This window comes from Vibrio sp. OPT20, from assembly GCF_963889365.1.
GTDB lineage: Bacteria > Pseudomonadota > Gammaproteobacteria > Enterobacterales > Vibrionaceae > Vibrio > Vibrio splendidus.
Genome location: NZ_CAWPOA010000078.1, coordinates 104,516 through 130,088 on the forward strand (window position 1 = coordinate 104,516; position 25,573 = coordinate 130,088).

The 25,573-nt window shown below is 46.2% G+C and carries 18 protein-coding genes; 14 read left to right on the forward strand and 4 right to left on the reverse strand.

Features of this window, described 5'->3' with window-relative positions; all coding sequences use genetic code 11:
* Window positions 1-95: 95 nt before the first annotated feature.
* The 7 genes from AACR09_RS17625 (at window position 96) to AACR09_RS17655 (ending at window position 8,091) form a co-directional block, all read left to right on the forward strand.
* Window positions 96-965: an AraC family transcriptional regulator gene (locus AACR09_RS17625; protein ID WP_017083000.1), complete on the forward strand. Its 870-nt coding sequence runs from the start codon at window positions 96-98 to the stop codon at window positions 963-965.
* Window positions 966-1,210: 245 nt separating this feature from the next.
* Entirely contained in the window at window positions 1,211-2,545 is a 1,335-nt protein-coding gene (locus AACR09_RS17630; RefSeq protein WP_193835458.1) for an MATE family efflux transporter, read from the forward strand.
* 201 nt (window positions 2,546-2,746) lie between these two features.
* Window positions 2,747-3,505, forward strand: coding sequence for an ATP-binding cassette domain-containing protein (locus tag AACR09_RS17635; RefSeq protein WP_193835459.1), 759 nt, complete (start codon window positions 2,747-2,749; stop codon window positions 3,503-3,505).
* Entirely contained in the window at window positions 3,502-4,353 is an 852-nt protein-coding gene (locus AACR09_RS17640) for an ABC transporter ATP-binding protein (protein WP_193835460.1), read from the forward strand. The genes AACR09_RS17635 and AACR09_RS17640 overlap by 4 nt, the downstream gene beginning before the upstream one ends.
* Window positions 4,354-4,435: 82 nt before the next feature.
* Entirely contained in the window at window positions 4,436-5,947 is a 1,512-nt protein-coding gene (locus AACR09_RS17645; protein WP_193835461.1) for an ABC transporter substrate-binding protein, read from the forward strand.
* Window positions 5,948-5,951: 4 nt separating this feature from the next.
* Complete coding sequence (locus AACR09_RS17650; RefSeq protein WP_193835462.1) at window positions 5,952-7,688, forward strand: ABC transporter permease subunit; 1,737 nt, start codon at window positions 5,952-5,954, stop codon at window positions 7,686-7,688.
* 160 nt (window positions 7,689-7,848) lie between these two features.
* Entirely contained in the window at window positions 7,849-8,091 is a 243-nt protein-coding gene (locus tag AACR09_RS17655) for a hypothetical protein (RefSeq protein WP_193835463.1), read from the forward strand.
* 122 nt (window positions 8,092-8,213) lie between these two features.
* Here the strand turns inward: AACR09_RS17655 and AACR09_RS17660 are convergent, their stop codons facing one another.
* The 3 genes from AACR09_RS17660 to AACR09_RS17670 all read right to left on the reverse strand — a co-directional run bounded on the left by AACR09_RS17660 (window position 8,214) and on the right by AACR09_RS17670 (window position 14,662).
* Window positions 8,214-11,069, reverse strand: a complete 2,856-nt coding sequence (locus AACR09_RS17660; RefSeq protein ID WP_193835464.1) for an FAD-binding and (Fe-S)-binding domain-containing protein — start codon at window positions 11,067-11,069, stop codon at window positions 8,214-8,216.
* 448 nt (window positions 11,070-11,517) lie between these two features.
* Window positions 11,518-12,657, reverse strand: coding sequence for an FMN-dependent L-lactate dehydrogenase LldD (gene lldD / locus AACR09_RS17665; protein WP_010432610.1), 1,140 nt, complete (start codon window positions 12,655-12,657; stop codon window positions 11,518-11,520).
* Between the two features lie 313 nt (window positions 12,658-12,970).
* A complete protein-coding gene (locus AACR09_RS17670; protein WP_017083008.1) occupies window positions 12,971-14,662 on the reverse strand; it encodes an L-lactate permease in 1,692 nt (563 codons plus the stop codon).
* Window positions 14,663-14,909: 247 nt separating this feature from the next.
* Here AACR09_RS17670 and AACR09_RS17675 point away from each other — a divergent pair, with 247 nt between their 5' ends.
* Both AACR09_RS17675 and AACR09_RS17680 read left to right on the forward strand, forming a co-directional pair.
* On the forward strand, window positions 14,910-15,827 hold the full coding sequence (locus tag AACR09_RS17675; protein WP_017081288.1) for a LysR family transcriptional regulator: 918 nt from the start codon (window positions 14,910-14,912) through the stop codon (window positions 15,825-15,827).
* A gap of 11 nt (window positions 15,828-15,838) precedes the next feature.
* Window positions 15,839-17,899 (forward strand): prolyl oligopeptidase family serine peptidase, encoded by a 2,061-nt coding sequence (locus tag AACR09_RS17680; RefSeq protein WP_193835465.1) that lies wholly within the window; start codon window positions 15,839-15,841, stop codon window positions 17,897-17,899.
* A 119-nt stretch (window positions 17,900-18,018) separates the two neighbouring features.
* On the opposite strand, the gene AACR09_RS17685 is transcribed toward AACR09_RS17680, so the two are convergent.
* Window positions 18,019-18,219 (reverse strand): hypothetical protein, encoded by a 201-nt coding sequence (locus AACR09_RS17685; RefSeq protein ID WP_193835466.1) that lies wholly within the window; start codon window positions 18,217-18,219, stop codon window positions 18,019-18,021.
* Between the two features lie 53 nt (window positions 18,220-18,272).
* Between AACR09_RS17685 and AACR09_RS17690 the strand changes: the two genes are divergently transcribed.
* The 5 genes from AACR09_RS17690 (at window position 18,273) to AACR09_RS17710 (ending at window position 25,552) form a co-directional block, all read left to right on the forward strand.
* Entirely contained in the window at window positions 18,273-19,562 is a 1,290-nt protein-coding gene (locus AACR09_RS17690; RefSeq protein WP_004732783.1) for a carbohydrate porin, read from the forward strand.
* Window positions 19,563-19,760: 198 nt separating this feature from the next.
* Window positions 19,761-21,779, forward strand: a complete 2,019-nt coding sequence (locus AACR09_RS17695; protein WP_193835467.1) for a methyl-accepting chemotaxis protein — start codon at window positions 19,761-19,763, stop codon at window positions 21,777-21,779.
* Window positions 21,780-22,225: 446 nt separating this feature from the next.
* The gene (locus AACR09_RS17700; protein ID WP_009846150.1) at window positions 22,226-23,233 is read left to right on the forward strand and encodes a LacI family DNA-binding transcriptional regulator; all 1,008 of its coding nucleotides are present in this window, start codon (window positions 22,226-22,228) and stop codon (window positions 23,231-23,233) included.
* A gap of 18 nt (window positions 23,234-23,251) precedes the next feature.
* The gene (locus AACR09_RS17705; protein ID WP_017083012.1) at window positions 23,252-24,499 is read left to right on the forward strand and encodes an ABC transporter substrate-binding protein; all 1,248 of its coding nucleotides are present in this window, start codon (window positions 23,252-23,254) and stop codon (window positions 24,497-24,499) included.
* Window positions 24,500-24,565: 66 nt separating this feature from the next.
* Window positions 24,566-25,552, forward strand: coding sequence for a carbohydrate ABC transporter permease (locus AACR09_RS17710; RefSeq protein WP_193835468.1), 987 nt, complete (start codon window positions 24,566-24,568; stop codon window positions 25,550-25,552).
* The last annotated feature ends 21 nt before the right edge of the window (window positions 25,553-25,573 follow it).

Below are 25,573 nucleotides of genomic sequence, written 5' to 3' on the forward strand. Positions count from 1 at the left end.
TCGTTTTTATTCTATCGCTTGATATTACACGGCAATTGTAAAAACTGGCGTGTCCGTTTATGCTCTTAAACATGTCCATTTATGCTATTTGAACGATGTCACGACAACACATATCCCGAATCAATGATGTTTTGTTCCATATTCACCAAGACATCAGTCAGCCTTTGTCGGCAAAAGCGCTCTCTGAGATTGCTGCGTATTCAGAGCAACACTTTCATCGCACGTTCAAAAGTGTGGTTGGGGAGTCGTTGCATCAATACATTCGACGCACTCGAATGGAGTATGCGGCTAATCAATTGATGTTCGATACCAGCTCGTCTGTGGTTGAGATCGCCCATAAATGTGGCTTTAGCTCTGTGTCTTCGTTTAGCCGAGCATTTAAAGCGACCTTTAATATGTCGCCCGGAGAATGGCGTAAGCATGATTTACAGATTGCAGAAAAACCTTACCTGAAAGATCCCGAAGTGGCGGCAGGCTATTTGAATGTGTCGCAGCGGGAGTTACCGGAACCTAAAATTGTTGAAGTATCAGACCGAATGGCAGCTTATGTTCGACATACTGGCTATAACCGATCCATTCGTAATGCGTGGTTGATATTGAAAGCATGGGCGAACTCTGAACAGCGTGATTTTTCGAGTCAATTCGGCTTGCATCACTCTAACCCTGCTTGGGTTGAAATGGATCAGTGTCGTTATGTAGCGTGCATCGCGATAGATGAGCCGATCAAGTATCGAGGTGTCGTGAACCAGATGGTGATTCCAGGCGGTTTGCATGCCGTATTTCGACTTAATGGTCGTTATGGTGAGTTGCTACCACAGATCAGTATGGTATTGGAAAAATGGTTGCCGGCTTCTGGTTTCAAACAGCGTTCGACTCCTGCGTATGTGCATTATCATCGGAACCATTTTCTTAATAGTGATGAAGTGTTTGAGCTTGATTTCTACCTCCCTGTGAGTTTTTACTGAGTCTTTATCAGGCTAACTAATGAATTGGATCGGTAATTGGTTTTGTTGTTTTTTGTCGAGCGTGGCTTTACTCATTTGTTGTGGCTAATTTGCTCACTCAATGGCTGAAAGGCATCTTATGTTGGTGATGTAATGAAGAGAAAGCTTGTTGATAATTTACCTCAGTAATTGATGACAACGTACGGATTAAGCGATAGCATTCCGTTCTAATTGCAAATAATTCTTAATATCACTCGATAGAATATATGACCATTACCCATAAAGATTATCTTAAAATCGCCTTCCCCTTCATCATCTCTACGGTGACACAGCCTTTGTTAGGTGCGGTGGATACTGCTGTTATCGGCCAACTTGGCATTGCTGAATTGATTGGTGGCGTGGCGATCGGCACTATCATTATGAACACCATGTATTGGCTGTTTGGTTTTTTCCGTGTTAGTACCACGGGACAAAGTGCGATGGCACTGGGCAAAGGGAATCGTTCTGATTTAGCGGGCAGCTTGATGCGTCCATTTGTGTTGTCTGGTTTGGTAGGTTTGATCTTTATCTTGATACAACCACTCATCTGGCAAGGCGCGATGTGGGTGATAGAACCTGAAGCAAAAGTGGCTGAGCACGCGCATATCTACTTCAGTATTTTGATTTATGGTGCACCTTTTGTACTGCTTAACTACACCATTATTGGTTGGTTAATGGGGCAGGCGAAAGCCAAAGAAGTTCTTTACACACAAGTGTTTGGTAACGTGTTGAACATTGTATTGGATGCGGTGTTTGTACTTTATTTCGATTTGGGTGTTGCGGGTGTGGCCTACGCAAGTTTGATTGCACAAGTCACCACCTTCGCTATTGGTATGACACTGGTGATTAAGACCAGCAATATCTCGATCTCTGAGTTCCTACAAGGTTCGAAGATGACCAAGAAAGACCTATCGACAATCATCTCCTCAAATACTGATCTCTTACTTCGTACCATCTGTATTTTAGTTTTCTTCAACATGATGGCGCGTACTGGTTCTAAACTGGGTGCCGATGTTCTGGCTGCTAACGCGATCTTGATGCAGGTGACCTTCATTGTCAGTTACATGTTTGACGGCATTGCCAATGCATCGAGTGTGTTCGCGGGTAAAGCGGTAGGTCAGAAAAACCCTTCAATGTTGGATCGTGTATTAAGACTTAACTTCCAATGGACGGCGAGCTTTATTGCCGCACTGACCTTCCTCACCTTGGTATTCAAAGACAACATTGTCTTCTTGTTTACCGATATCCCAACGCTTGTCGCTCTATATCAAGAGATGGCTCCGTGGTTGATTGTGTTCCCGCTGGTGTCTGGCTTTGGCTTAACGGTTTACGGCATCTTTACCGGAACGGGTACCACGCGTCCGGTTAGGGACTCTAGCATCGCTACTTTGTTGGTTTTCTTAGCGGTACAGGCATTATCAATCGATATGTGGGGCAATCATGGTTTGTGGTTGGCGTTTACCTTGTTTTATCTTGGACGTATTGCCTTCTTGTATCCGTTCATCGCACAAGTTAAGCAGAAGTGCCTTCCAACAGAAGGTGCATCCGCGGCGTGTCATTAGGTTAGAAACACAATCGTTATTGCCAGTACTTTTGAAAGCGCCTGACAGCATTATGCTAAGGGCGCTTTTTCTATCTAATGACCTAGTAAAAATGGTCAATCAAACAGCAAATAAAATGCGATACGGTTCAATGTTCGCTTTTCATCATGTAGGCTTAATGATAGAGTTGTTATGTTATAACATTCATTTATGAGTATCTGCGTGAACGCCCCACTTCTGTCTGTTGACCAATTAACGATCAAAACCTCTTCGAGAACACTTTTTCAAGATATTTATTTCGATGTATATCGAGGTGAGCTGTTGGCGATCATGGGTCCATCAGGCATTGGTAAGTCTATGCTTTCACGCGCGATTGCGGGTTTTCTGCCAGATACGGTTGAGGTTGAAGGCCATATTTCTCTTTCTGGCGATGCCGTGTGTGGCTTGCCTATGTTGCAAAGAACCGCAGCACAGCGCCCCGCAGTTATCTTTCAAGATGCGCTTCAAGCATTAAATCCTCTGGTTTCTATTGAAGGTCAACTCAGTTTGGCATTGACGGGGACGCGCACTAAGCTTAAATCACAAGACAAGATCAAACTCACTGAATTGTTAGTGCAGCTTGGATTTCCTAACCCTGAAACCATCTTGCCGTTATATCCGAGCCAAATTTCGGGAGGGCAACGTCAACGGATTTGTATTGCGATTGGCTTGCTGAGTAACGCCGATCTCATCATCGCCGATGAACCAACCAGCGCGTTAGATCCGGTGACAGAGCAAGAGATACTTAAGCTGATTCAAGACAATGTTAAACAGCGACAAATCGGTGGCTTGTTGATTACTCATGACCTGCACAGCGCATTAGCGTGTGACAAGTTGTTGGTCATCGATGATGGTGGAGTGGTGGCTTACGGCGCACCAAAACATGCGCTTGAATCAAGCTCTCACGCTTTCTGTTGTTCATTGAGAGACTTAATCGAATGAGCCCGACCTTACCACTAAATTCAGAAGTCTCGCCGTTAATGCCAGTGATAGATTCAGACACACAAACACCGATCGAGATTAAGTTCGAGAATGTCGGAGTTCATTATTACTCAGTGCCAAGTTGGCTGGGTGGTAAGGCGTTCAAAGCGCTACAGAACATCGACCTCAATGTTGAAGACAAAAGCTTAGCCATTGTTGGCCGTTCTGGTGCCGGAAAATCGACACTGATTGAGCTGTTATTTGGCCTAAAATCACCGACTGTTGGCCGAATCAGCCTATTTGGCCATTCGCTGCCGATTCGCAATAGCAAAACGCAGGCAAGGGTGTGTCGCTTGATCCAGTTGGTACCACAAGAGCCTCATACCAGTCTCAACCCTTACTATACCGTTCGACAGATCTTAGCCGAACCGCTAAGCAACTTAGACGTTTCTGGTAATCATGAAAGCATTATTGAAGAGACGCTATTGGACGTGGGCTTACCTGCCAGTTTGCTCTCATTGAAACCTAATCAGCTTTCTACAGGCCAAGCTCAACGTGTGGCTATCGCTCGGGCTCTTGTCGTTAGACCCGCAGTGTTGGTAGCCGATGAGCCGACTGCCAGCCTTGATCCTGTGAACCGTCAAAGGTTGCTGGATTTACTTAACTCACTGAAAAATAAGCGCGACATGCGAATCGTTTTGGTGACGCATGATCTCGGTGCGGCAAAGGCGCTTCGTGAAGAAATTCTAGTTCTTGACCATGGCGAGATAGTGGAGCACGGACCGACACCTCAAGTGATGAGCACACCTGCTCACCCTGCGACTCAGTTGCTGATCGAATCTCAGCCACTTTCGAAATCTACTTGTTAAACACAACCTTATTTATTACGAAATACTGCTTATTAACGAAAGACTGTTTATTAACACAACACAGCTACAGAGAAAAATAACTATGCGTTTTAATTCAATCAAACTGGCTTGCGCGCTTGCGTTGGCTCTGCCTTTGACGGGCTGCTTTGACTCTCAACCAGAGTCGAGCGATGCGGCGGTCAAATCTGAAATTCGTGTTGCGATGATGCAGCCACCAAGAACGGGCCTATCGCCACTTTCTGATGATGCGTTCAAATTATCACGTTGGAGTACGGCTGAAACGTTAGTGAACTTGAGCCCAACCTCAGAAGCAGAACCAATGCTAGCGACTGATTGGAAACATCTTGATCCACTGACTTGGCAGTTCACTATTCGCCAAGGCGTTAAATTCCATGATGGCTTTACGTTAACCGCAGAATCCGTAGTGAACTCTTTGCAGAAAGCGCTTGAGGCTGCACCTAAGCCACGCATTCTAGATGGTGTCGATCTACAAGTGAAAGCGATGGACAACTACCGCGTAGAGATCAAGACCAGCTTTGATGATCCTCTTTTACCAAGCCGTTTATCAAGCCCTCAATTAGCGATTCTTGCAGCAAGTGCTTACCAAGAAGATGGCCGTGTTAGCCCAATGGGTGCAGGTACGGGCCCATTTGAGTTGACTGAAATTAACGGTACAACCAGCGCGAAGCTAAAACGTTTCGATGGCTACTGGGGTCAAAAAGCACAGGTTGAATCTGTGATTGCAGAATACGTTCCTAACGGTTTTGCGCGCGCTGCGGCTCTAAGAACAGGCACGGCAGACATCGTTGAAGCAGTGCCCGTTTCACAAATCGCGACCATTGATCCGAACCTACTTTATGAAGTGGCGATGCCTCGTACCAATACGCTTTACCTAAACAACAAGTCAGGCGTATTCAGCGATATTAACTTGCGTAAGGTTGCGGCTGCTGCGGTGGACCGAGAGCAAATCGTGAATACCGTTTATGAGAACCACGCGGATATTGCACAAGGTCTATTAGGTCCTGCTCTTGCTTGGGCTGAACCAATTCGACCTGAAGGTCAGGCATTAGACAAAACTCTAAAAGCAAACGGTGAAAGCATTGTTATCGGTACCTTTACCGACCGTGCAGAGCTTCCAGAAGTGGCAGCGCTACTGAAGCAACAACTTGAAGCGGCTGGTTTCAAGGTTGAGCTGGATATCCGTGAATACGCTCAGATCGAAAACGATGCGCTATCAGGCAAGTTCGATGCGTTTATCCTTTCTCGTGCAACGGTTCTAGATTCTGGTGACCCAGTGGCTTACATGATGAGTGACTTTGGCTGTAAGGGTTCATTCAATCTTGGTCAATTCTGTTCTCAAGAAGTAGACCAAGCACTGACTCACGCTGATCTGCAACCACTAGGCGCACTGCGTCAGCAAGCGATCATCGAAGCTGAGCAAAAAATCCTTAACGACTTCGCTGCTATTCCACTGCTTCACGAACGTGTGATTCAAGGTGAAAGCGAGCGCGTGAGCAATGTGGTTCGTGACCCAAGTGAGCGCCGTTTAGTTGACCAAACTACACAGATCAAACAAGCGAAACAGGCTAACTAAATAGATGCTATCTGCTGAGACTCTGCGTCGAACCTTATTTCTCTTGACGCCTTGGTTATCAAGAATCGCCTCACTGATTGTGGTGGTGATTCTTGTTGGCTTGATGCCTGACATTGCAGGCATCGACCCAAGCCAATCCATTCTGCGTGCGAGAGCGGGGCAACAACATCTGCTTACGCCTGAAGCTTTAGCAGCGGTACGCGCTGATCTTCAGCTTGACCGTTCGGCGAGCGAGCGCCTGATCGACTGGATAGGAAGTGCTTTTTCGGGTGACCTAGGTAAATCCTGGATTGATGGTTCTTCGGTTGCATTAGGCATTCAAAAGACAGCGTCTACGTCCCTGTTTTTGATGTCTAGCGCATTGGTGATGACTTTCGTGCTGTGCGGTGCAGGCTTGCTTGCTACTTTGCGCAGTTGGAAGAAGGGCAAACTAGGGCAGAGTTACAGTAGTTTAAGCACCGTATTAATATCCTTGCCAGAGTACGTAGTGGCCTCGGTATTAATACTGGTGTTCTCTATCTGGTTAGGTTGGCTGCCGCCGTATGGTTGGCAAGGTTGGCAAGATATCTGGTTACCGAGTTTAGCGCTCGCATTGCCCGCCAGTGGCCTATTTAGTCGCCTACTCAGAGACAGTTTACAACGCGTTCTCAATGAGCCTTGGGTGATTACTTGGCTTAGTGCCAACGTTCACTCCAACCAAATTATTCGTTTTGCGCTGAAAAGAGCGCTGAGCAGCCTGATCCCACAAATAGCGATGATCGTGATTGGTTTGACTGGTGGCGCGGTCGCGGTTGAGCTTATCTTCTCGATTCCGGGTATCGGGCGCATGATCTTAGGCGCAGCTAAGGCGCAAGATTTACCAATGCTGCAGGGCGGCTTATTGGTATTGCTGCTATTTTCAATTGCTGTGAGCAGCATGAGTTTGTTTGTTCAACAGCTGATTCTGGGTCATAGTCTGAAAAGCGGTAAGCTCATTAGTAGCCACTCTTCGTTTCGTTTTACACAAAGCCGCACCAAGCGTGCTGTTGCTTTTTCAATACTCTCATTCCTGATTTCAATCGTGGTTTGGGCTGCATTTCGTGACCCATACACCAGTCAATTTGCTCGCTTAGCGGATCCAAGTTGGCAAGCACCATTAGGCGCGGATGGCATTGGCCGAGATCTGTTAGCGAGAATCGGTTCAGGTATGGTCGCGACCTTCCAAGCCGGTATCTTGGCGACGTTTTTGAGTTTGGTGACAGGCATCATCATGGGCTTCAATACCCGCTTTAGCCAAGGCCTTATCGAGATCACTAAGGGTATCCCTTACATCATTGCAGGCCTGCTGGTTGCTGGCTTAACGGGGATGAACCCGAACAGCGCATTGATCGCGATTGTATTGGTATCTTGGGCACCATTGGCTGCTCACTGTTCAAGCTTGATCGTGGAAGCAAAGGCTCAACCTTATACGCACCTCGCGCCATTGTGGGGCACCAGCAAGCTTCGAATCTTCCGTTTCTACTTGCTTCCTTATGTATTGCCACCTTTGCTAAGGCACGCGATGTTGAGGCTGCCAGTAATCACATTGAGCCTGACCTCGCTTAGCTTCATCGGCTTGGGAGCGAAACCGCCTGCACCCGAATGGGGTTTGATGATTGCAGAAAACTTGCCCTACATTGAACGCGCGCCATTGGCAGTCATGGGGCCAATTGTTGGGTTGATTCTGTTAGGCGCAGCCATCAACATGATGTTTGATGATTAACGAAAAAGTGCAGGTTGCTTAAGTCCTTGATTGGGTGTTCGATAGAGTGTTCGATTTGGCATTTATGTTGTAACCTTGAGCCTGTTTTTTTGAATTGGCTTTCGGATCGGTTGTCGATCGGTTTTTAGCTTAGTTAAATGTTCAGCGTTAAGGATTCAACATGTATCTCGTTTTGTATTGCCACAATATTGGTATGACCGATTTTTCCTTCTTTGAAACGGAAGATTTCGATAAAGAAGATGGCTATATCGTGCGAGGTAAGTGGCCGAACGAGAAAGCGTTTCGCGACTACTTGACCAAAGAGTTTTGTGACATGAGCGAATTCCAAGTGATTGACTTAATCGCCAAAGGCGCAGAAGCAGAACACTACTTACCAGAAGAGTTGATGCGTTTAGCTCAGTAACCGTTAGCTCAGCAATATCTAGCTCGGTAATGCGTTTTAAATCGAATAAAGAAATGGCAGCCTGATTGGGCTGCCATTTTTCGTTTTAGGTTTAAGTTAATACCTTTGCGCTATGAACGATGCTATTGCGCGACTTCGTCCACCAAGTACAAGATTGACTGATACGGAATACCACTGTGATGTGACAAACCGATCTCACAGGTTCGGCTGTTGCTGAAGCCACGAGTACAGTTGCTCGGCACTTGCTCTTTGAGTGGGTGTACCGCCGCTTCATTCAGCTCTGGCGTGGTAAAACCTTTATCACCCGCCCAACCACAGCATTGAATATGCTCAGGAACGATGACCTCTTCGGTACACGCTTTAGCAAGGCTCAACATCGCGCCTTCCAAGCCCATTCGACGAGAGCTACAAGTCACATGCAACATCACGGTTTCTTGCAGCGGCTCAAGTGTCAGGTGCTCAAGCAAGTATTGATTCACAAACCCTGTCGGCTCTAATACCTCTAACGGTTTGGTGAACTGTTCAATACTGCGTTTAGCACATGGGCTGGTATCCATTAAGACTGGGTATTCACCCTGACGACTGGCCTGCCACAACACTTCTTCGAGCTGTTGCGCTTTAGATTGGGCTAAATCGGTCATCCCTTTGCTGTCGTAAGGCATGCCACAACATTGGTCGTCTAGCTTCTTCGGAAGAATTACCTCAAACCCTGCTTTGTTAAGCAAAGACATGGTCACTTCAGTTAGAGGACGTTGGTCGCCCGCATCGCTTTGTTGTCCCATGGTTCGACTTGCACAGGAAGGGAGGTAAACCACCTTCTTATGATTGCTTGAGGATTCTGCCGTCACTGGTGATGAGACTAGCGAGTGACTATTGGATTGCGGCATCTCAGGCATCCAAACCGGCGTCGCACCTTTAGTTATTGAGCGCAAGCCGTTGGTTAGCTTGCCGACTGTGTTTGCGCCTAATACTTTGCTCGCCACTTGGTTGGTTTTGAGGCCTGCTTTAGTCAGTTTAGTAGTGGTCGAGAAATGATCCGCTGTCCACTTAGCGATTGGCGTAAATTTTTCGTACTTGGCAATCCGAAGCTTCTTGATCAAATCGCCGGTGTTGATTCCCACTGGGCAACGCTCGGCACACAGGCCTGTCGCCGCGCAGGTATCAATGCCTTGGTATTCGAAGGTTTTCTCTAGTTCGCTTGCTTCTATTTCTTCACCTGCAGCTCGGCGGCGTTGTAGTTCTCGGTACAGAACAATGCGTTGGCGTGGTGATAGAGTCAGCGTACGAGACGGACAAACAGGCTCACAGAAGCCACATTCAATACAGCGGTCGACAAGGTCATCGGCAGCAGGCATTGGCTTCAAATTGGTGATGTGTGAATTTGGGTTGTCGTTGATGATAACGCCGGGGTTGAGCAGTCTTTCTGGGTCAAACAGCGCTTTGATCTGTTGCATCAAGGCATAGCCGTCTTTGCCCCATTCCAATTCCACATAAGGCGCCATGTTACGACCAGTACCATGCTCTGCTTTTAGAGAACCTTGGTATTTCACCGCAACCAGCTCGGCAACATCGTCCATGAAACCGCCGTAGCGATCGATTTCTGTTTGACTGTCGAAGCCTTGAGTAAATACAAAGTGCAGGTTGCCTTCGAGGGCGTGACCAAAAATGATCGCTTCGCTGTAGTCGTATTTGTCGAACAGCTCTTGTAGCTCTCGAATACCGTTAGCGAGGTTTTCGACAGGGAAAGCCACGTCTTCGATGATAACGGTTGTGCCAACTTCACGAACGGCTCCAACGGCAGGGAACATGCCTTTTCGGATGCCCCACAGAGTTGCGACTGTCTTTGGATCGGAAGTGAAAGGCACCGATTCAACAATCGTGTATTCAGTCAATGCGTCCAAAATTGATTTACATTGTAAATCTAAGTCCGGCTGGGAGCTGGCGTGTGATTCAACCAAAATCGCTGCGGCTTCTAAATCCAAGTTCGGCATGAATGCAGGCATACCCGGTTTATCAGCTACTGAGCGTAGCGCTCTGCCATCCATCAATTCAACCGCAGCAACGGGTGTTTTTGATAGCGTAGTAACGGCTTTACTGGCTTGTTCGATGTCGGCAAACACCAACAGAGCCGAAGCTTTGTTCGGATGTTCGATCACCGTGTTGTAGGTAATCTCAGCGATGAAGCCTAGCGTGCCTTCAGAACCTATCATCAAGTGTTTGATGATCTCAATTGGGTCGTGGTAATCGACCAGTGCATTGAGCGCGTAGCCAGTGGTGTTTTTGAGGCGGTATTTATGGCGGATTCTGTCAGCGAGTTCTTGGTTTGAAGCTGTCTGTTGATGTAATTCGACAATACCTTCAAACAGTTCTTTGTGTGATTGCTTGAAAGCTTCAACACTTGCGTTATCTGCCGTATCAAGCAGGGAGCCATCACTCAATACGATTTTCATGCTCTCAACGGTGCGATACGAGTTTTGCGCAGTACCACAACACATGCCGCTGGCGTTATTCGCCGCGATACCACCGATTTTACAGGTATTGATTGAAGCTGGATCTGGGCCGATTTTACGCTGGAAAGGGGCAAGGTATTTATTAGCATCAGCGCCAATTACCCCTGGTTGTAGGATGATCTGATTGCCGTTATCGACAATTTCGTGGCCACGCCAATCGTCGGTCAATGTGATGAGTACCGAGTCTGAAACCGCTTGTCCTGACAGGCTGGTGCCTGCGGCGCGGAAGGTAAAGTGAATGCCGAGTTCGCGACAGCTTTGAATGGTGAATATCACTTCGTCTAAGTTTTTAAGCCTTAGAACCATTTTCGGCACCAAGCGATAAAAACTCGCATCGGTGCCGTAGGCCAATCGCTTTGCCTCTTGCGTGACAATGCGTTCCGTTTCTATTTTTTGAGCCAGTATCGCTTCAAGCTGCTGATAAGCTTGTGCGTCTATTGCTCGCTCATGGGATGTGGTTGTCTCCATCTTTGCTTCCTTGTGCTTCTTATTTGGCACTGTTCAGGGCGTGTTGACCTTTCGTGATTAAATTTTGTTCGAGATAAAAGCGTTTTAATCGCGGCGAGGGGGAAGTAGCCTAGTCACTCTAAGCAAATCCCCCTCAACAAAGAGTAAAACGCTTTTAGCTGAACCCTTCGGGCAGCGTTTGCTGGCCATTTCTACTACGTTATCGGCTTCTTATGTAGGCTAGCTACACATCGACGCCTCTGCCTTGTATAAATACCCAGCAACTCGCTGCAAAAATCAGCTCGAAAGATCAACACGCCCTAGTTTTTTTATTTTATTTTCCAGTGCTTAAACGGTGTCACAACGGCAGTGTAATTGCTGTGACACCGATTGAACTTCAGTCTAAGTAGACCAAAGCATGAGTCCGAATCCGAATCCGAATCCGAATCCGAATCTAAATTGTTGAGATTTAATCTAGCCCTACCAGAGATTCGCGAGTTAAGTCTTTGATTGTCTTAGCGCCTGTTAATGTCATGGCAACGCGCATTTCTTTGTCATATAGGTCGAGTAGGTTCTCAACACCTGCTTGTCCTTGCGCTGCTAACGCGTAGACGAAAGAGCGACCAAGCAAGGTGCAGTCTGCGCCCATCGCCATCATGCGAACCACATCTAAGCCAGTACGAATGCCAGAGTCGACCAGAATCTTGGTGTCGCCTTTTACCGCATCTGCAATTGCAGGCAGTGCTTTAGCACTTGATAGAACACCATCTAGCTGACGACCACCGTGGTTTGAAACTACGATACCGTCTGCACCAAATCTCACGGCGTCTTTTGCATCTTCTTCATCAAGAATGCCTTTAATGACCATCGGGCCGTCCCAGAAATCACGGATCCACTCTAGGTCTTTCCATGAAATCGACGGGTCGAAGTTGTCACCCAACCAACCGATGTAGTCTTCCAGTTTGGTTGGAGAACCTCGGTAAGTAGAGATATTGCCAAGATCGTGTGGTTTACCCAAAAGGCCAACATCAACGGCCCAGCTAGGATGACGCATAGATTGGAATACACGACGTATTGCTGCATTCGGACCACTCATTCCTGAGTGCATGTCACGGTAGCGAGCGCCAGGTACCGGCATGTCTACAGTAAATACCAGTGTTGTTACGCCTGCCGCTTTGGCACGTTCCAATACGTTCTTCATGAAGCCACGATCTTTTAGCACGTAAAGTTGGAACCACATTGGGCGCTCAATCTTAGGTGCGACTTCTTCGATCGGGCATACCGATACGGTCGACATGGTAAAAGGGATGCCTTTGTTGTCGGCGGCTTTTGCTGCTTGTACTTCACCACGTCGTGCGTACATACCTGTTAAACCAACAGGAGCTAATGCAATCGGCATCGCTAGCTTTTCGCCAAACAATTCGGTTTCCAAATTTAGGTCCGACATGTCATTGAGGACACGCTGCTTGAGTGCGATCTCTGCAAGATCGGCCGTGTTGCGGCGTAGGGTATGTTCTCCGTAAGAACCGCCGTCAATGTAGTGGAAAAGAAACGGTGGTAATTTCGCTTTTGCTGCGGCGCGGTAATCAGTCGATGCGGATATGATCATAATTTCAGTCCTAAATTCTTGGGATGTTGCCCTTCTATGAGAGCTTGGCTTGGGCTGCTTTAATTCTTGAAAAGTAAGTGTTTGTTGTTTCTTAATCGGTGAAGCAACTCATCGATAAATAAAATAACCAGTGAAGCAATTAATCTATGAAGCAAATAAACAGTGAAACAGTTAAGCAATAAAATGGCGTTAATACCCGGGGGTGTTGATGTGTTTTAGTATCCATTCCGAAACTCATCAACTGTCTTATTAGACGGTGTTGCAGTCGGGGAATTGAGTATTAACGCCAAGTGCTTTTGTAACGACTTATGGTTTACATAAGTGCGTCTGTCATATTGAAGCCGTAGATAACCACTAGGCCGATGATTCCGGTCATCACCAAGTAGTAGAACGTTGGGATGATTGTCTTACGTAGTGTTGCTCCTTCGCGTCCTAATAAGCCTACGGTCGCCGATGCGGCTACCACGTTGTGAATCGCAATCATGTTACCTGCTGCAGCACCAACGGCTTGCAGAGCAACAACCACTGCACTAGAGATAGACAGTGTTTGTGCTACTTCGAATTGGAACTGGCTGAACATCATGTTTGAAACGGTGTTCGAACCTGCAATGAAGGCACCTAACGCACCCACCGTGGCACTTAACGCTGGGAATGCGCCGCCGACTAGGTCAGCTGCAAAGTTTGCAGTGGTTACTGGCATACTTGCTAAATCGGCACCGTTCACGCCAGAATTAATGAAGATACGAACCATTGGGATAGTGAACACCAACACAAAGCCAGCGCCTATCAGAGTTTTGCTCGACTCACCAAAGGCTTTAGCCAGTGGAGCTGCACTGCGAGATTGCATTAGAACCGCAACCAACGCGACGAAGACTAAGATGCCGCCTGGTAGATACAGAGGTTGAATCGCTGTGCTTACACCGGTCTCGCCAAGGATGTTGCTGAAAGAAAGGCTAACGCTCTTAAGTAGGCCTTTGAACTCAGGGCTCACACGGCTAGCAACTAGAGTGACAGCGAGCAGCACGTAAGGTGCCCATGCCATCGCCATGCTCATCTTTTTATGATCTTTGTTGTCGTCTAAATCGATCTTCAAAGAACCTAGCCATTCTGCTGGCCATTTATCTTCGCTTTCAAAATCCCATTTTGATTTAGGGACTAGGAAGCCGCGTTTTGCTGCTGTTACAACAATCGCAAGGCCAACCAAACCACCAATCAGTGATGGGAACTCAGCACCTAGGAAAACACCCGTTAGTGCGTAGGGAATAGTGAAAGCAGCACCGGCGAACAGTGCGAACGGTAGGATATCAAGACCTTCAGTCCAGCTTTTGTTCTTACCGAAGAAGCGAGTCAGCATCATCGCCATCAAGACAGGAATCATCACACCAACGCAGGCGTGGATGATTGCAACACTTGATGTGATCTGTTGTAGGTAAGCATCCCATGTTGAACCATTGGCAATCAGGCTTTCACCAATGTTGTGCGTATCCAAACCTTTGTTTACGCCAACAATGATAGGTGTACCAACCGCGCCGAATGATACTGGCGTAGATTGAATCATCATGCCCATCAGTACAGCGGCTAATGCTGGGAAGCCGATGGCAACCAACAATGGAGCGGCGATTGCAGCGGGTGTGCCGAAGCCAGATGCACCTTCAATGAATGAACCAAAACACCAAGCGATGATGATCGCTTGTACACGACGGTCTGCTGATATGTCAGTAAAGCCGTTGCGGATGGTGGTGATAGCTCCGGTGTGTTTCAAAGTGTTTAATAAGAAGATGGCGCCAAACACAATCCAGAGAACCGACACGGTAATGCCGAAGCCTTGGAATACTGAAGCCAGCACGCGAGTGCTAGACATATCCCATGCGAATAGGGCGATAGCAACGGTTAACGCAAATGCCACGGGCATCGCTTTTTTTGCAGGCCAGTTAAGGCCAACCAGCAGAATCGCTGCAACAACTATTGGCGAAAAGGCCAATAATGCTAGTAGAGTTTCACTCATGGGTACTTCCTCGTACTTGTTTTCAAACGTTCATGTTTGAAGTGAATAACACGTCATTAGTTTTGTAGGTGTAATCTGAATCTCGAGGATTCAATTGTTGTAATTAGAGTCGCTTTATTTGTAACCGATGTGATTGCAAAAGCTGTTTTTGTAATTGTTTTGTTAATTTGGCGTGAATTTACCCCTTTATTTTTTATTGATATAGGGAAATAATGAAAATAATTAATTCCAAAATTGGCATAATCAAATGCGAGCAGACGATTTGATCCTGTTTTCACAGGTAGTAGAGCTGGGCAGTTTTAGTAAGGTGGCAGAGCAAAATAACCTTACAAATTCGGTAGTTAGTAAGAGAATTGCGCGTTTGGAGGAAGAGATTGGCGTGCAGCTATTATATCGAACCACGCGTAAATTGACGCTTACCGAGGCGGGTAAGGCAATGTTACACGGAGCCAAAAATGTGAAGCAGGCGGCTCAAGAGGCTATGGACGCAGTTTCAGGCTTTGGTGAAAATGTTAGTGGTCATATCAAAATGTCAGTGCCTACTATCTCCGGAGATTTGATTCTGGCAGACGCTGTTGCCGAGTTTTGTAATATGCACCCAGGTTTAACGGTCGATATGTCTCTTAACAATCGCTTTGTGGATCTGGTTGATGATGGTCTCGACTTGGTTATTCGAACCGGCTACTTGGAAGACTCTAGCTTAATTGCCCGTCATATCTTGGACTCTCAATGGGTGGTATGTGCTTCTCCGTCTTATATCGCCAAGAATGGTAAGCCGATGCAGCCCAAGGATTTGGTTGAGCACAACTGCTTGCAATACGCTTATCAAACAACGGGTGCCAGTGAGTGGCAATTTCTGCATAGTAAAGATGGCTTCACTGATAACGATAAATACATAGTGCGCGTCTCGGGCTCTTTTTCTACCGATAATGCGACGGCATTAAGAAAGGCGGCGTTGGGCGGTCATGGGGTCGCGTATGTACCGCGCTGTTTGGTTTATCACGACATTCGTAACGGCCAGCTGGTGGATATCTTCCCTGATTTAGTCGGCAAGAAGCTCGGTATTTATGCGGTGTACCCCTTTACGCGCCAGCCACCGAACAAGATTAAGTTATTGATTGAACACATCAGAACGCGTTACCTGACGATTTCACATTATTTTTAATAAGGATCACGATGAGCTATTTAAAAGAGTATCAATATCCAGTCACCAACAAACAGATCGTCAGCGATGACTATTTTGATCACATAGTTGAAGACCCTTATCGCTGGTTAGAAGACGACAGAAGCGACGAAACCGCGCAGTGGGTGGCGAGCCAAAATGAGGTCACGTTCGATTACCTTGCTCAAATTCCGTATCGCGCTGAACTGCGAGAGCGATTAGCGAAAGCGCAAGACTACAAGAAGAGCTCGCAGCCGTTTGTTCGAGGTGAGCACACCTATTTCTATAAGAACGATGGCCTGCAGAATCACAGTATTCTCTATCGTCAGAAAGAAGGGCAACAAGAAGAAGTTTTCCTAGATCCGAACACTTTCTCGGAAGATGGCACTACATCACTGGGTTCGGTGTCGTTTTCTAAAGATTACAGCCTAGTGGCGTACAGTATTTCAGAGGGTGGTAGCGACTGGCGCAAGATCTTTGTGATTGATACCGAGACCAAACAACAGCTCGAAGTCGAAATCACTGACGCGAAATTTACTGGAATCTCTTGGTTGGGTAATCGTGGCTTTTATTACTCTAGCTACGATAAGCCAGACGGTAGCCAGCTTTCTGCACGTACCGAACAGCACAAACTTTACTTCCATGAGTTGGGTACAGAGCAAGCTAGCGACAAAGTGGTTTTTGGTGAGAATAACGCCGAGCAGCACCGCTATGTGTCGGGTTACACCACCGAAGACGACCGTTACTTGATCATTCTAGGGCGAGAGTCGACATCGGGTAACAGACTGTTCTATATCGATTTAGGTTCAGAGAATCAATCGCTGAACACGCTGATTGATCATGTGGATAGCGATACTTACCTCATCGATAACCAAGATGAAGTCTTCATTTTATACACCAATCTCGATGCGCCTAATGGCAAGGTGGTGAGTTTTGATACTCGCGATAGGAAATGGCTCGAAATCATTCCTGAAAAGCCACAGCCGTTAGATATCAGCACGGGTGGTGGTTACTTGTTTGCCCACTACATGGTCGATGTGGTGTCTAAGATTGAGCAGCTGGATTACCAAGGCAATCTGGTTCGTGAAATTCATTTACCTGGGCTAGGAACGGCTAGTGGTTTGGGTGGTAAAAAAGAGCAAACTCAGCTTTATTACACCTTTACCAACTATGTAACGCCGCCAACGATTTTCTCTTTTGATGTTGAATCTGGAAGTTCTGAAATCTACCAACGCTCTGAGTCTCCGTTTGAGTCGGATCAATTTGAGTCTAAACAAGTCTTCTATACCTCGAAGGATGGCACCAAGGTTCCGATGCTTATCTCTTATAAGAAGGGATTAGTGTTAGATGGTAATAATCCAACCATGTTGTACGCCTATGGTGGCTTTAACGTTAGCCTAACCCCTTCCTTCTCGGGAACGGTGGGCAGTTGGCTGGAACTGGGTGGTGTGTATGCAGTGCCGAACTTACGTGGTGGTGGCGAATACGGTAAGGCGTGGCACAAAGCGGGTACACAACAACAAAAACAGAATGTATTTGATGACTTCATTGCTGCTGCAGAGTTCTTAATTGAAGAAAACTACACCAGTAGCGATAAGTTAGCGATCCGCGGCGGTTCTAACGGTGGTTTGTTGGTGGGGGCGTGTATGACACAAAGGCCTGAGTTGTTCCAAGTGGCTTTACCTGCGGTTGGGGTGTTGGACATGTTGCGTTACCACACATTCACGTCTGGTGAAGGCTGGGCGTACGACTACGGTACATCAGCGCAAAACAGAGAGATGTTCGAATATCTGCTTGGCTATTCTCCGGTTCATAATGTGGTGCGTGGCACGGATTACCCTGCGACATTGGTGACGACCGCTGATCACGATGATCGCGTGGTACCGGCTCACTCTTATAAATTCATTGCAGAGCTGCAAGATAAGCATGAAGGCGGTGCCCCCGTGATGATTCGTATCGATGTTAATGCGGGCCATGGTGCTGGAATGCCGCTGAGTAAAGCGATCGATCTCACTGCTGATATCTACGCATTTACCCTGTTCAATATGGGAATTGAGTCCCTAGATTCATTGTAGCGAATACTTGATTTTAGATAACTGGGTATTTTACTCAGACCAAAAAGCCTCAAAATCTGCCTTAGATTTTGAGGTTTTTCATATATATGAAAACCAATCAAATTCACACCTCGTTCTCTTTAATTTTCGGCACCCTTTTCCGTGATAGCCGCCACCATTACTGATGAAATGAAAGCGATTTCAAGCTGATATTTTACGCATTTTTCACTATAACCTGTTGATCTAAAATCAGTAGTTTTCGTCATGGATTTTCTAAAAGTTTCATGGCATTTAAGCTGATTTATCAGTGTGAACAGCGACCAACTTTTCAACTCTTTCATTGCTTAATATTTCCCTGTTCGATGAAAACTCAAAAAAATAATAGGGAAATACAATGCAAAAATTTAAGCTTTTGCCAATAACGGTCGCAGTGGCGGCATCGCTTGCTTCACTCTCTTCTTTTGCTGCTGATACTAATATCGAAGCATTAGAAAAACGAATCCAAGAGTTAGAATCTAAGGTTGTGGATATTGATTATGTTAATGATCAACAACCCGCAGTTTTAACAGCAGAAACTAAGGTGCCAGATGGCATCGTCTTCTCTGGTTATGCTCGTTACGGCGCTCACTACAAGAGCGGTGATGAGCGTTACGTAGACATCGGTACAACAGGTCGTTCTGTCGGTCGTTTGGGTAACGAAGCTAATGGTGGTGAGGTTCAGCTAGCTAAGCTTTTCCAAGCTGACAATGGTGCGATTTGGGACATCGTATTCATGGCTGACCACTGGGAAGCAGACGCTTGGGCTGACGACGGCGGCCTGAGTATGAAAAAAATGTACGCAGGTGTAACCAATGTATTTGAAAGCCAACCAGAACTTTATATGTGGGCTGGTCGCGACTTCCATCAACGTCCGCAACAAGGTTTGAATGATTACTTCTGGATGACACACGATGGTCAAGGCGCTGGTTTTAACAACCTAGATTTCGGCGGCGCGAAGCTAGATATGGGCTTTGTAGGCCAAGTAAAAGGCGGCCTCGTAAATGACAACGGTCGATACGCAATTACTTCTAAACTTCACTCAATTAACGCGGGTATCGGTCAACTAGACCTCTATGCAAACTATGGTTTTGCTTCAGATGAAGCAGACTCAGACGTAGCGGGTGATCCAAAAGTCAGTGATGAAACGGCATACCTAGTAGGTGCAACATTAGGCTTGGGTGAGTCTAACAAGTTGGTTGTTAAGTACGGTGACGGTGCCGATTCATCTGTATATGACCTTAAAGGTGATTACCAGACTTTGTATGCAAGTGTTGAGGGTAGCTACGCTGCATCTGAACAGTTCATCATTGATTACTTAGTGTCTTACAAAGACAATTCTGGCTCAGACTTAGATCGTGAGAATACTGAATACGCGGGTATCGTTCGTCCACAGTACCAATGGGATGATGTTCACTCTACATGGTTAGAAGCTGGCTACGGCATGGTTGATTACGATGACGACGGTGAAGAGAATGCGTGGAAAGTAACGCTGTCTCAAAACGTTTCTCTAGGTGGCTTACCTTGGAGTCGTCCAATGCTTCGCTTCTACACAACCGTGGGTGATGTAGAAACGAAAGGCAACACAGTGAAGACAACCAATGTTGATACATTGTCGTTCGGCGCAATGTTTGAAGCTTGGTGGTAATCACAAGCTAGAAACAACAGCTCTTTGAATTAGGCATATTTTCAAGGAGCCATGCTTTCAAATATCTATGCTTGTTAAGAGCACGTAATACTGTCCATTTTAGCCCTAAAGGCAGATTGATTAGGGCACGTTTCAATTAACTCCATTCTTGGGCACATTTTTGTGCCCTTTTTTTCGCCACTAGATCAAGGAATAACGATGAGGCTTTCTTCCATCGTGTCTCGAGTTTATTTAGGTTTCTTCACGCTGATCGTAATCATGCTTGGTAGCGCATGGTTGAGTATTAGCAGTAACAAGAACATAACCACACACATCGAAACCATAACTCAACAAGCCACTCCTTTAATGCTCCAATCCTCCACGCTCACCATTCGTTTTTTGGACATTAATCGCAGCACTACTCCCTATTTATCCGCCAACTACATTGATGAGCTCGAACCGCTGAAACAAACCGTCGTGAGTAACATCGAGCAATATCAGCAGCAGTTAAATTGGTTTGATGGCAAGGCTGAATCGGACTCACCACTTGAACCCATACTCCAAAATATTGAAGAAACGGGCGTTGCCACCATCAATAAGATAGAACAGTCCTTAAACTTATACGTCTCTTATCTGGATAGTAAAGATCTCGGTTCGATGGAGCAGGAACAATTTCAATCTGTGGTAGGACAACTCAATAACACCTTGGTGAATCAATTGGCGAGTACGAGTTCGGGTGACACGCAAAAAGCGGTAGAAGCCTTGTTGGTTCAGTTGAGTTTGATTGCAGCAGAAGCGAATGAAGCTTTCTCTCTGCAAACGTCATCGGAGGTTCGTGGTGTAGAGCGTCGTCTACAAAGTCGTAAAGAGCGATTCGAACAAGCTGTATCAGATTTGGATAATCTGGACTCATCTTTGTTACGCCGCAGTAAACAGTCTTTATCACTGCTCGCTTCACATGTATTTTCAGCGCAAGGATCTGTGTCAACGCATATGGAAACCGTGAAGCTACATGAGAGCATTGCTCAGCAAAGAGTGGAGATCGAACAGCTCATTGATGTGCAGTTAAGCCATTTTGATGAGCTTTCTATGTACGCGGAAGACACGGCTAAACGTTTATATAACGAGTCGATGGACTTCTCTCATCAAGCACTCTTGATGCAGGCCATCATTGCTATTGGGTCGGTTTTTATTGCGCTGCTAATCGGGCTGAACATTGCTAAAGGGATTCGCAAGCCAAGTAAATTACTGCAAAGTGCACTAGACCAAGTCGCCAAAAAAGACTTGAGCGTGATGGTTCAGTATCAAGCCAATAATGAATTTGGTTTGGTGAGCGATAAAGTCAATTTGGTGATCAGTCACCTGACCCAAATGATTGACAACATGCGCCACTCCTCAACACGTTTAAAGGAAGCTTCCCTTGAGAACCAAAGCACCAGTCGTTCTTTGAATGAAGCGATGCAAGAACAAACCAATCAAACGGTGATGGTAGCGACAGCGATGGAACAAATTGAGTGCTCAGTGACGGAAATTACTCAGGCGGCCAACCAAACTCTAACGCTAGTGACCGACGCGGTATCCAGTTCCAGTGATGGGCAAAAGACCATGGATAAAAGCGTCGAATTGATGGGCAGCTTAGAAAATAAGCTGGTGGAATCAACGGCGACCATTGGTCAGCTTGAAAGCGAAAGCGCCAGTATTGGGTCCATTCTGGATGTGATATCTGGGATCTCTGAGCAAACCAATTTACTGGCGTTGAATGCGGCAATAGAAGCCGCGCGAGCTGGAGAACAAGGGCGTGGTTTCTCTGTGGTTGCGGATGAGGTTCGCGTGTTAGCGGCCAAAACTAATGCTTCTACGCAAGAGATACACAACAAGATCGAGCAGTTGCAAACTAGCTCTAAACTGGCGGTTGAACAGATCAATCAGTGCATGGTGGGTATGATTCAATGCGTAGAACAAACTGGCGAAGTGAATCAATCGATATCGACGGTGTCTGATCTTCTCAACGAAGTAGAGCAACGAAGTCATCAAATTGCGACCGCGACGACAGAGCATCAAGTCGTTGCCTCTCAAGTCACTCAAAATATCAGCCAGATACACACCTTGGCTGAAGATAACTCGCAACGTTCTCAAGTGCTTTTTTCCCACGGTCAACAGCTTGAAACTATGTCGCAACAGCAATTCTCATTAACTCAAGAGTTTAAGTTAGCGGAATCATCTAATCACAAAGATTAGAGCCAGTTAATTTCTTCCATGATTTCACGCCCAGCCTTCCGCTGGGCGTTTTCGTATCTGGTTTTTTGATGAAAAGGCTTTGAGCTAAAAATCACCGTGAAATGTTCTCATACAATTTCGAAAGGCCATTGAAATAACAAGGTCACTTTCCCCGTGTATATTGCCGTCAGCTGCGGATTCATCATCAAATGACGTTTTAAAAAAATGGATTTAGGCGGACTTGTTTGACCTGACGAACAAGTAACCGAGCGCCATCTTGATAATATGAACAATAATCTCATGAAACAGTTTCATGGCGTGAAGTGAATCTGTAAGCGCTTTCATGATTTCCACAACTGGCCTTTTTACCTCCAACTTTAGTGTGATGACACTCACTTCAACCAAGACGCCTTTCTTTAATAATCGTTTTGTAAGCGGTTACAAGCTAATGAAGTATCGAGGTTCGAGTGGCAACAATTAAACACGTATCAGAACATGCAGGTGTGTCTCAGGCGACAGTGTCTAGGGTTATTAATGGCACTAGCAGAGTCAGTCATGACAAGAAGTTAAAGGTTGAAAAAGCGATCAAAGAATTGGGTTATCGCCCGAACTCTATCGCTCAAGCCTTGGCTTCAAGTCGTACTGGTAGTGTGGGTGTTGTTGTTCCAGAACTTGGCGGCTCTTTCTATTCAGGCATTTTGCATTGCATAGAAGAGAACCTACGCCGCTTTGGTTACCACGCTGTAGTTACAGCGGGTTCGAATACTGAGCAAGGGCAACGTGAGTCTGTGGAGTTTCTGTTGGGGCGTCGTGTTGATGCTTTGATTCTTCATACTCAACTGCTCAGTGATGATTATTTAATTGAATTGGAAGAACAGGGGACCCCTGTGGTTTTAATTAACCGCTTCATCCCAGAAATGGCGATGAGTTGCATTGATATTGATAACGAAGTCGGGGGGCTACTCGCTACTCAATATCTTTTGCAAAAGGGACATACAGATATCGCGTGTATTACCGGGCCTTTAGATAAAGCAGATGCTAGGGGGCGTTTGCAGGGGTATCGAAAGGCCTTGGAAGAAGCGGGTGTGCCATACGATGAAGCATTAGTCTCGGAAGCGGGCTTTACTGAAGAGACGGGCATCAGTGCTATGAAGAAGCTGATTAATCGTAAGTGTCATTTCACAGCAGTATTTGCTTCGAATGACCACATGGCATTTGGCGCCTTCGAGGTGTTGCATCAAGAGGGGCTGTCTGTTCCTAAAGATGTATCACTGGTGGGCTTCGATAACACCATCTTCGCGCGCTATCTGACCCCTAGTTTGACCACCATTAATTTCCCTATTGAAGAGATGAGCGTTGAAGCAGTACAGCTCACTCTACAGAAGCTAAAAAAAATAAAACATGACGTGAACTTTAAATTGCTGCCGACGTTGGTCACTAGAAACTCGGTATCGGATTTACCAGTTACCCTATAAAAATATTAAGGATAGAACATGAAATTTAAGACCTTAGCACTTTCATGCGCGGTTGCTTTAGGATTAGGTACAACAGCTGCAAATGCAGCAGACAAAGAAATTCGTTTCGACGGTTTCCCTGATTTCGATAGCAGCCTGAAGGTATTACTGCCTGATTTCGAAAAGGAAACGGGTATCAAAGTTGATTACCTTATGAACAACCACGGTGACCACCACACGAAACTGACAACGAACCTTGCAACGGGTTCTGGTGCGGGTGATGTGATTGTTGTCGACGTTGAGAAAATTGGTCCATTTGTTGGATCTGGCGGCCTAGTTAACCTGTCTGAAAACTACGGTGCAGATAAATACGAAGAACGATTCGCACCTTACGCATGGGCACAAGGTAAAGGCGCTGACGGCGACATGTACGGCATTCCTGTCGACCTAGGTCCAGGTGTTATGTACTACCGTACCGACGTATTCGAAAAAGCGGGCATTGATGTAGAAGAAGCAATCAAAGATTGGGATTCATACATCGCTGCTGGTGAAAAACTGAAAGAGCAAAACGTACAACTTATCGCTTCGGCAGCCGACGTGGCACAAGCGATTATCTTCACGACCGTTCCTGAAGGTGAAGGTCTGTACTTCGATAAAGATGGCAACCCAGTGGTTACATCAGAGCGTTTTGTTCACGCTTTTGAAGTAGCAAAAGAAATTCGCGACAAAGGCTTAGACGGCCGCATTCTGGCTTGGTCTAACGAATGGTACGAAGGCTTCCGCAACGGCACATTTGCAACTCAACTTTCTGGCGCTTGGCTTCTTGGTCACCTAAACAACTGGATTGCTCCTGAAACTAAAGGTAAGTGGGCAGTAGAAAACCTACCTGATGGTATCTACGGCAGCTGGGGTGGTTCATTCCTTTCAATTCCAACTCAATCAGACAATCCAGATGAAGCTTGGGCGCTTATTGAATACATGACGACTGACCGTGAAGTACAGCTTAAGCACTTCGAAACGATTGCCGCTTTCCCAGCGAATATCACAACGTATGACGATGAGCTTTTCCAAGAAGAGATGGAGTTCCTAGGTGGACAAAAAGCCCGTCTTCTTTTTGCTGAAGTGGCGCAAAACATCAAACCAGTATCTCCAGCACAAGGCGACCACGTTGCACGTTCTATTATCTTAGAGAACGCATTGATGGAAGTACTTGATGAAGGTAAAGACATCAAGACTGCGCTTAAAGAGGCAGAGCGTCTAATCAAGCGTCGCACGCGTAATCTTTAATTTGTTTTTACTTTAAGTAAGTGAGGAAGCGTGGATAACGCGCTTCCTTTTTAAGAGGTCGTTACTATGAATCATACAGTGAGCACAACGATAGAACCTGCGGACAAAAGCCTTTTTTCTCGTCTAAATTTGAAAGCGCTTACACCGTATGGATTTCTTCTGCCGTTTCTGATCATTTTTTCTGTATTTGGGATCTTCCCGCTGTTGTTCTCTGTTTACCTGTCGTTCCACGAGTGGAACCCGGTAAGAGGCATGGATGCGATGGAGTTCGTTGGTTTTGAGAACTATCACATTGCTTTAACGGACCCATGGCTATGGCGTTCATTGAAGAACACGCTTTGGCTAGCGATCACTTCAGGTGTGGCTCAGCATTTAGTCGCTATTCCCGTCGCTTACATGTTGGTTTCAATGGGTGACCGTATGCGTCACTGGCTAACATCGGCGTACTTTCTACCGTTCATTACATCAACGGTCGCAGCGTCACTGATTTTCTTCAATATGTACTCTCCTAACTCAGGAATTATTAACCAAACGCTAATGGCACTAGCCGATAGCACGCTGTTTGGTTGGGCATTCGCTTGGGTTAACGATTTCCAACCCATCCGTTGGTTAGACGATGCCACTATGGTGAAGCCGTCTATCGCAATCATGGTTTTCTGGAAATACACCGGTTTTAACATCGTCCTTTACACCACAGGTTTAATGACGATTCCTAAAGACATCTTAGAAGCTGCACGTATGGATGGTGCCAATGCCTTCCGCCGCTTCTGGAACATTTCACTACCAATGATTCGTCCATTCATCTTCTTTGCTATCACGATGACCATCATCGGTAACCTGCAAATGTTTGAAGAACCGTTCGTACTAACACGTGGTACAGGTGGTACTGGCCAGTCTGGTTTAACTATCTCGATGTACCTCTACAAAGTGGGCTGGGAATGGCTAGAAATGGGCACAGCATCTGCTATCTCGTGGTTACTGTTTGCACTCATCGCGACTTGTACATTGGTTCAATTTTTACTCTTCGGTAAGAAAGGCTTAGGGGAACATTAAGATGTCGACATCAATTAAGAC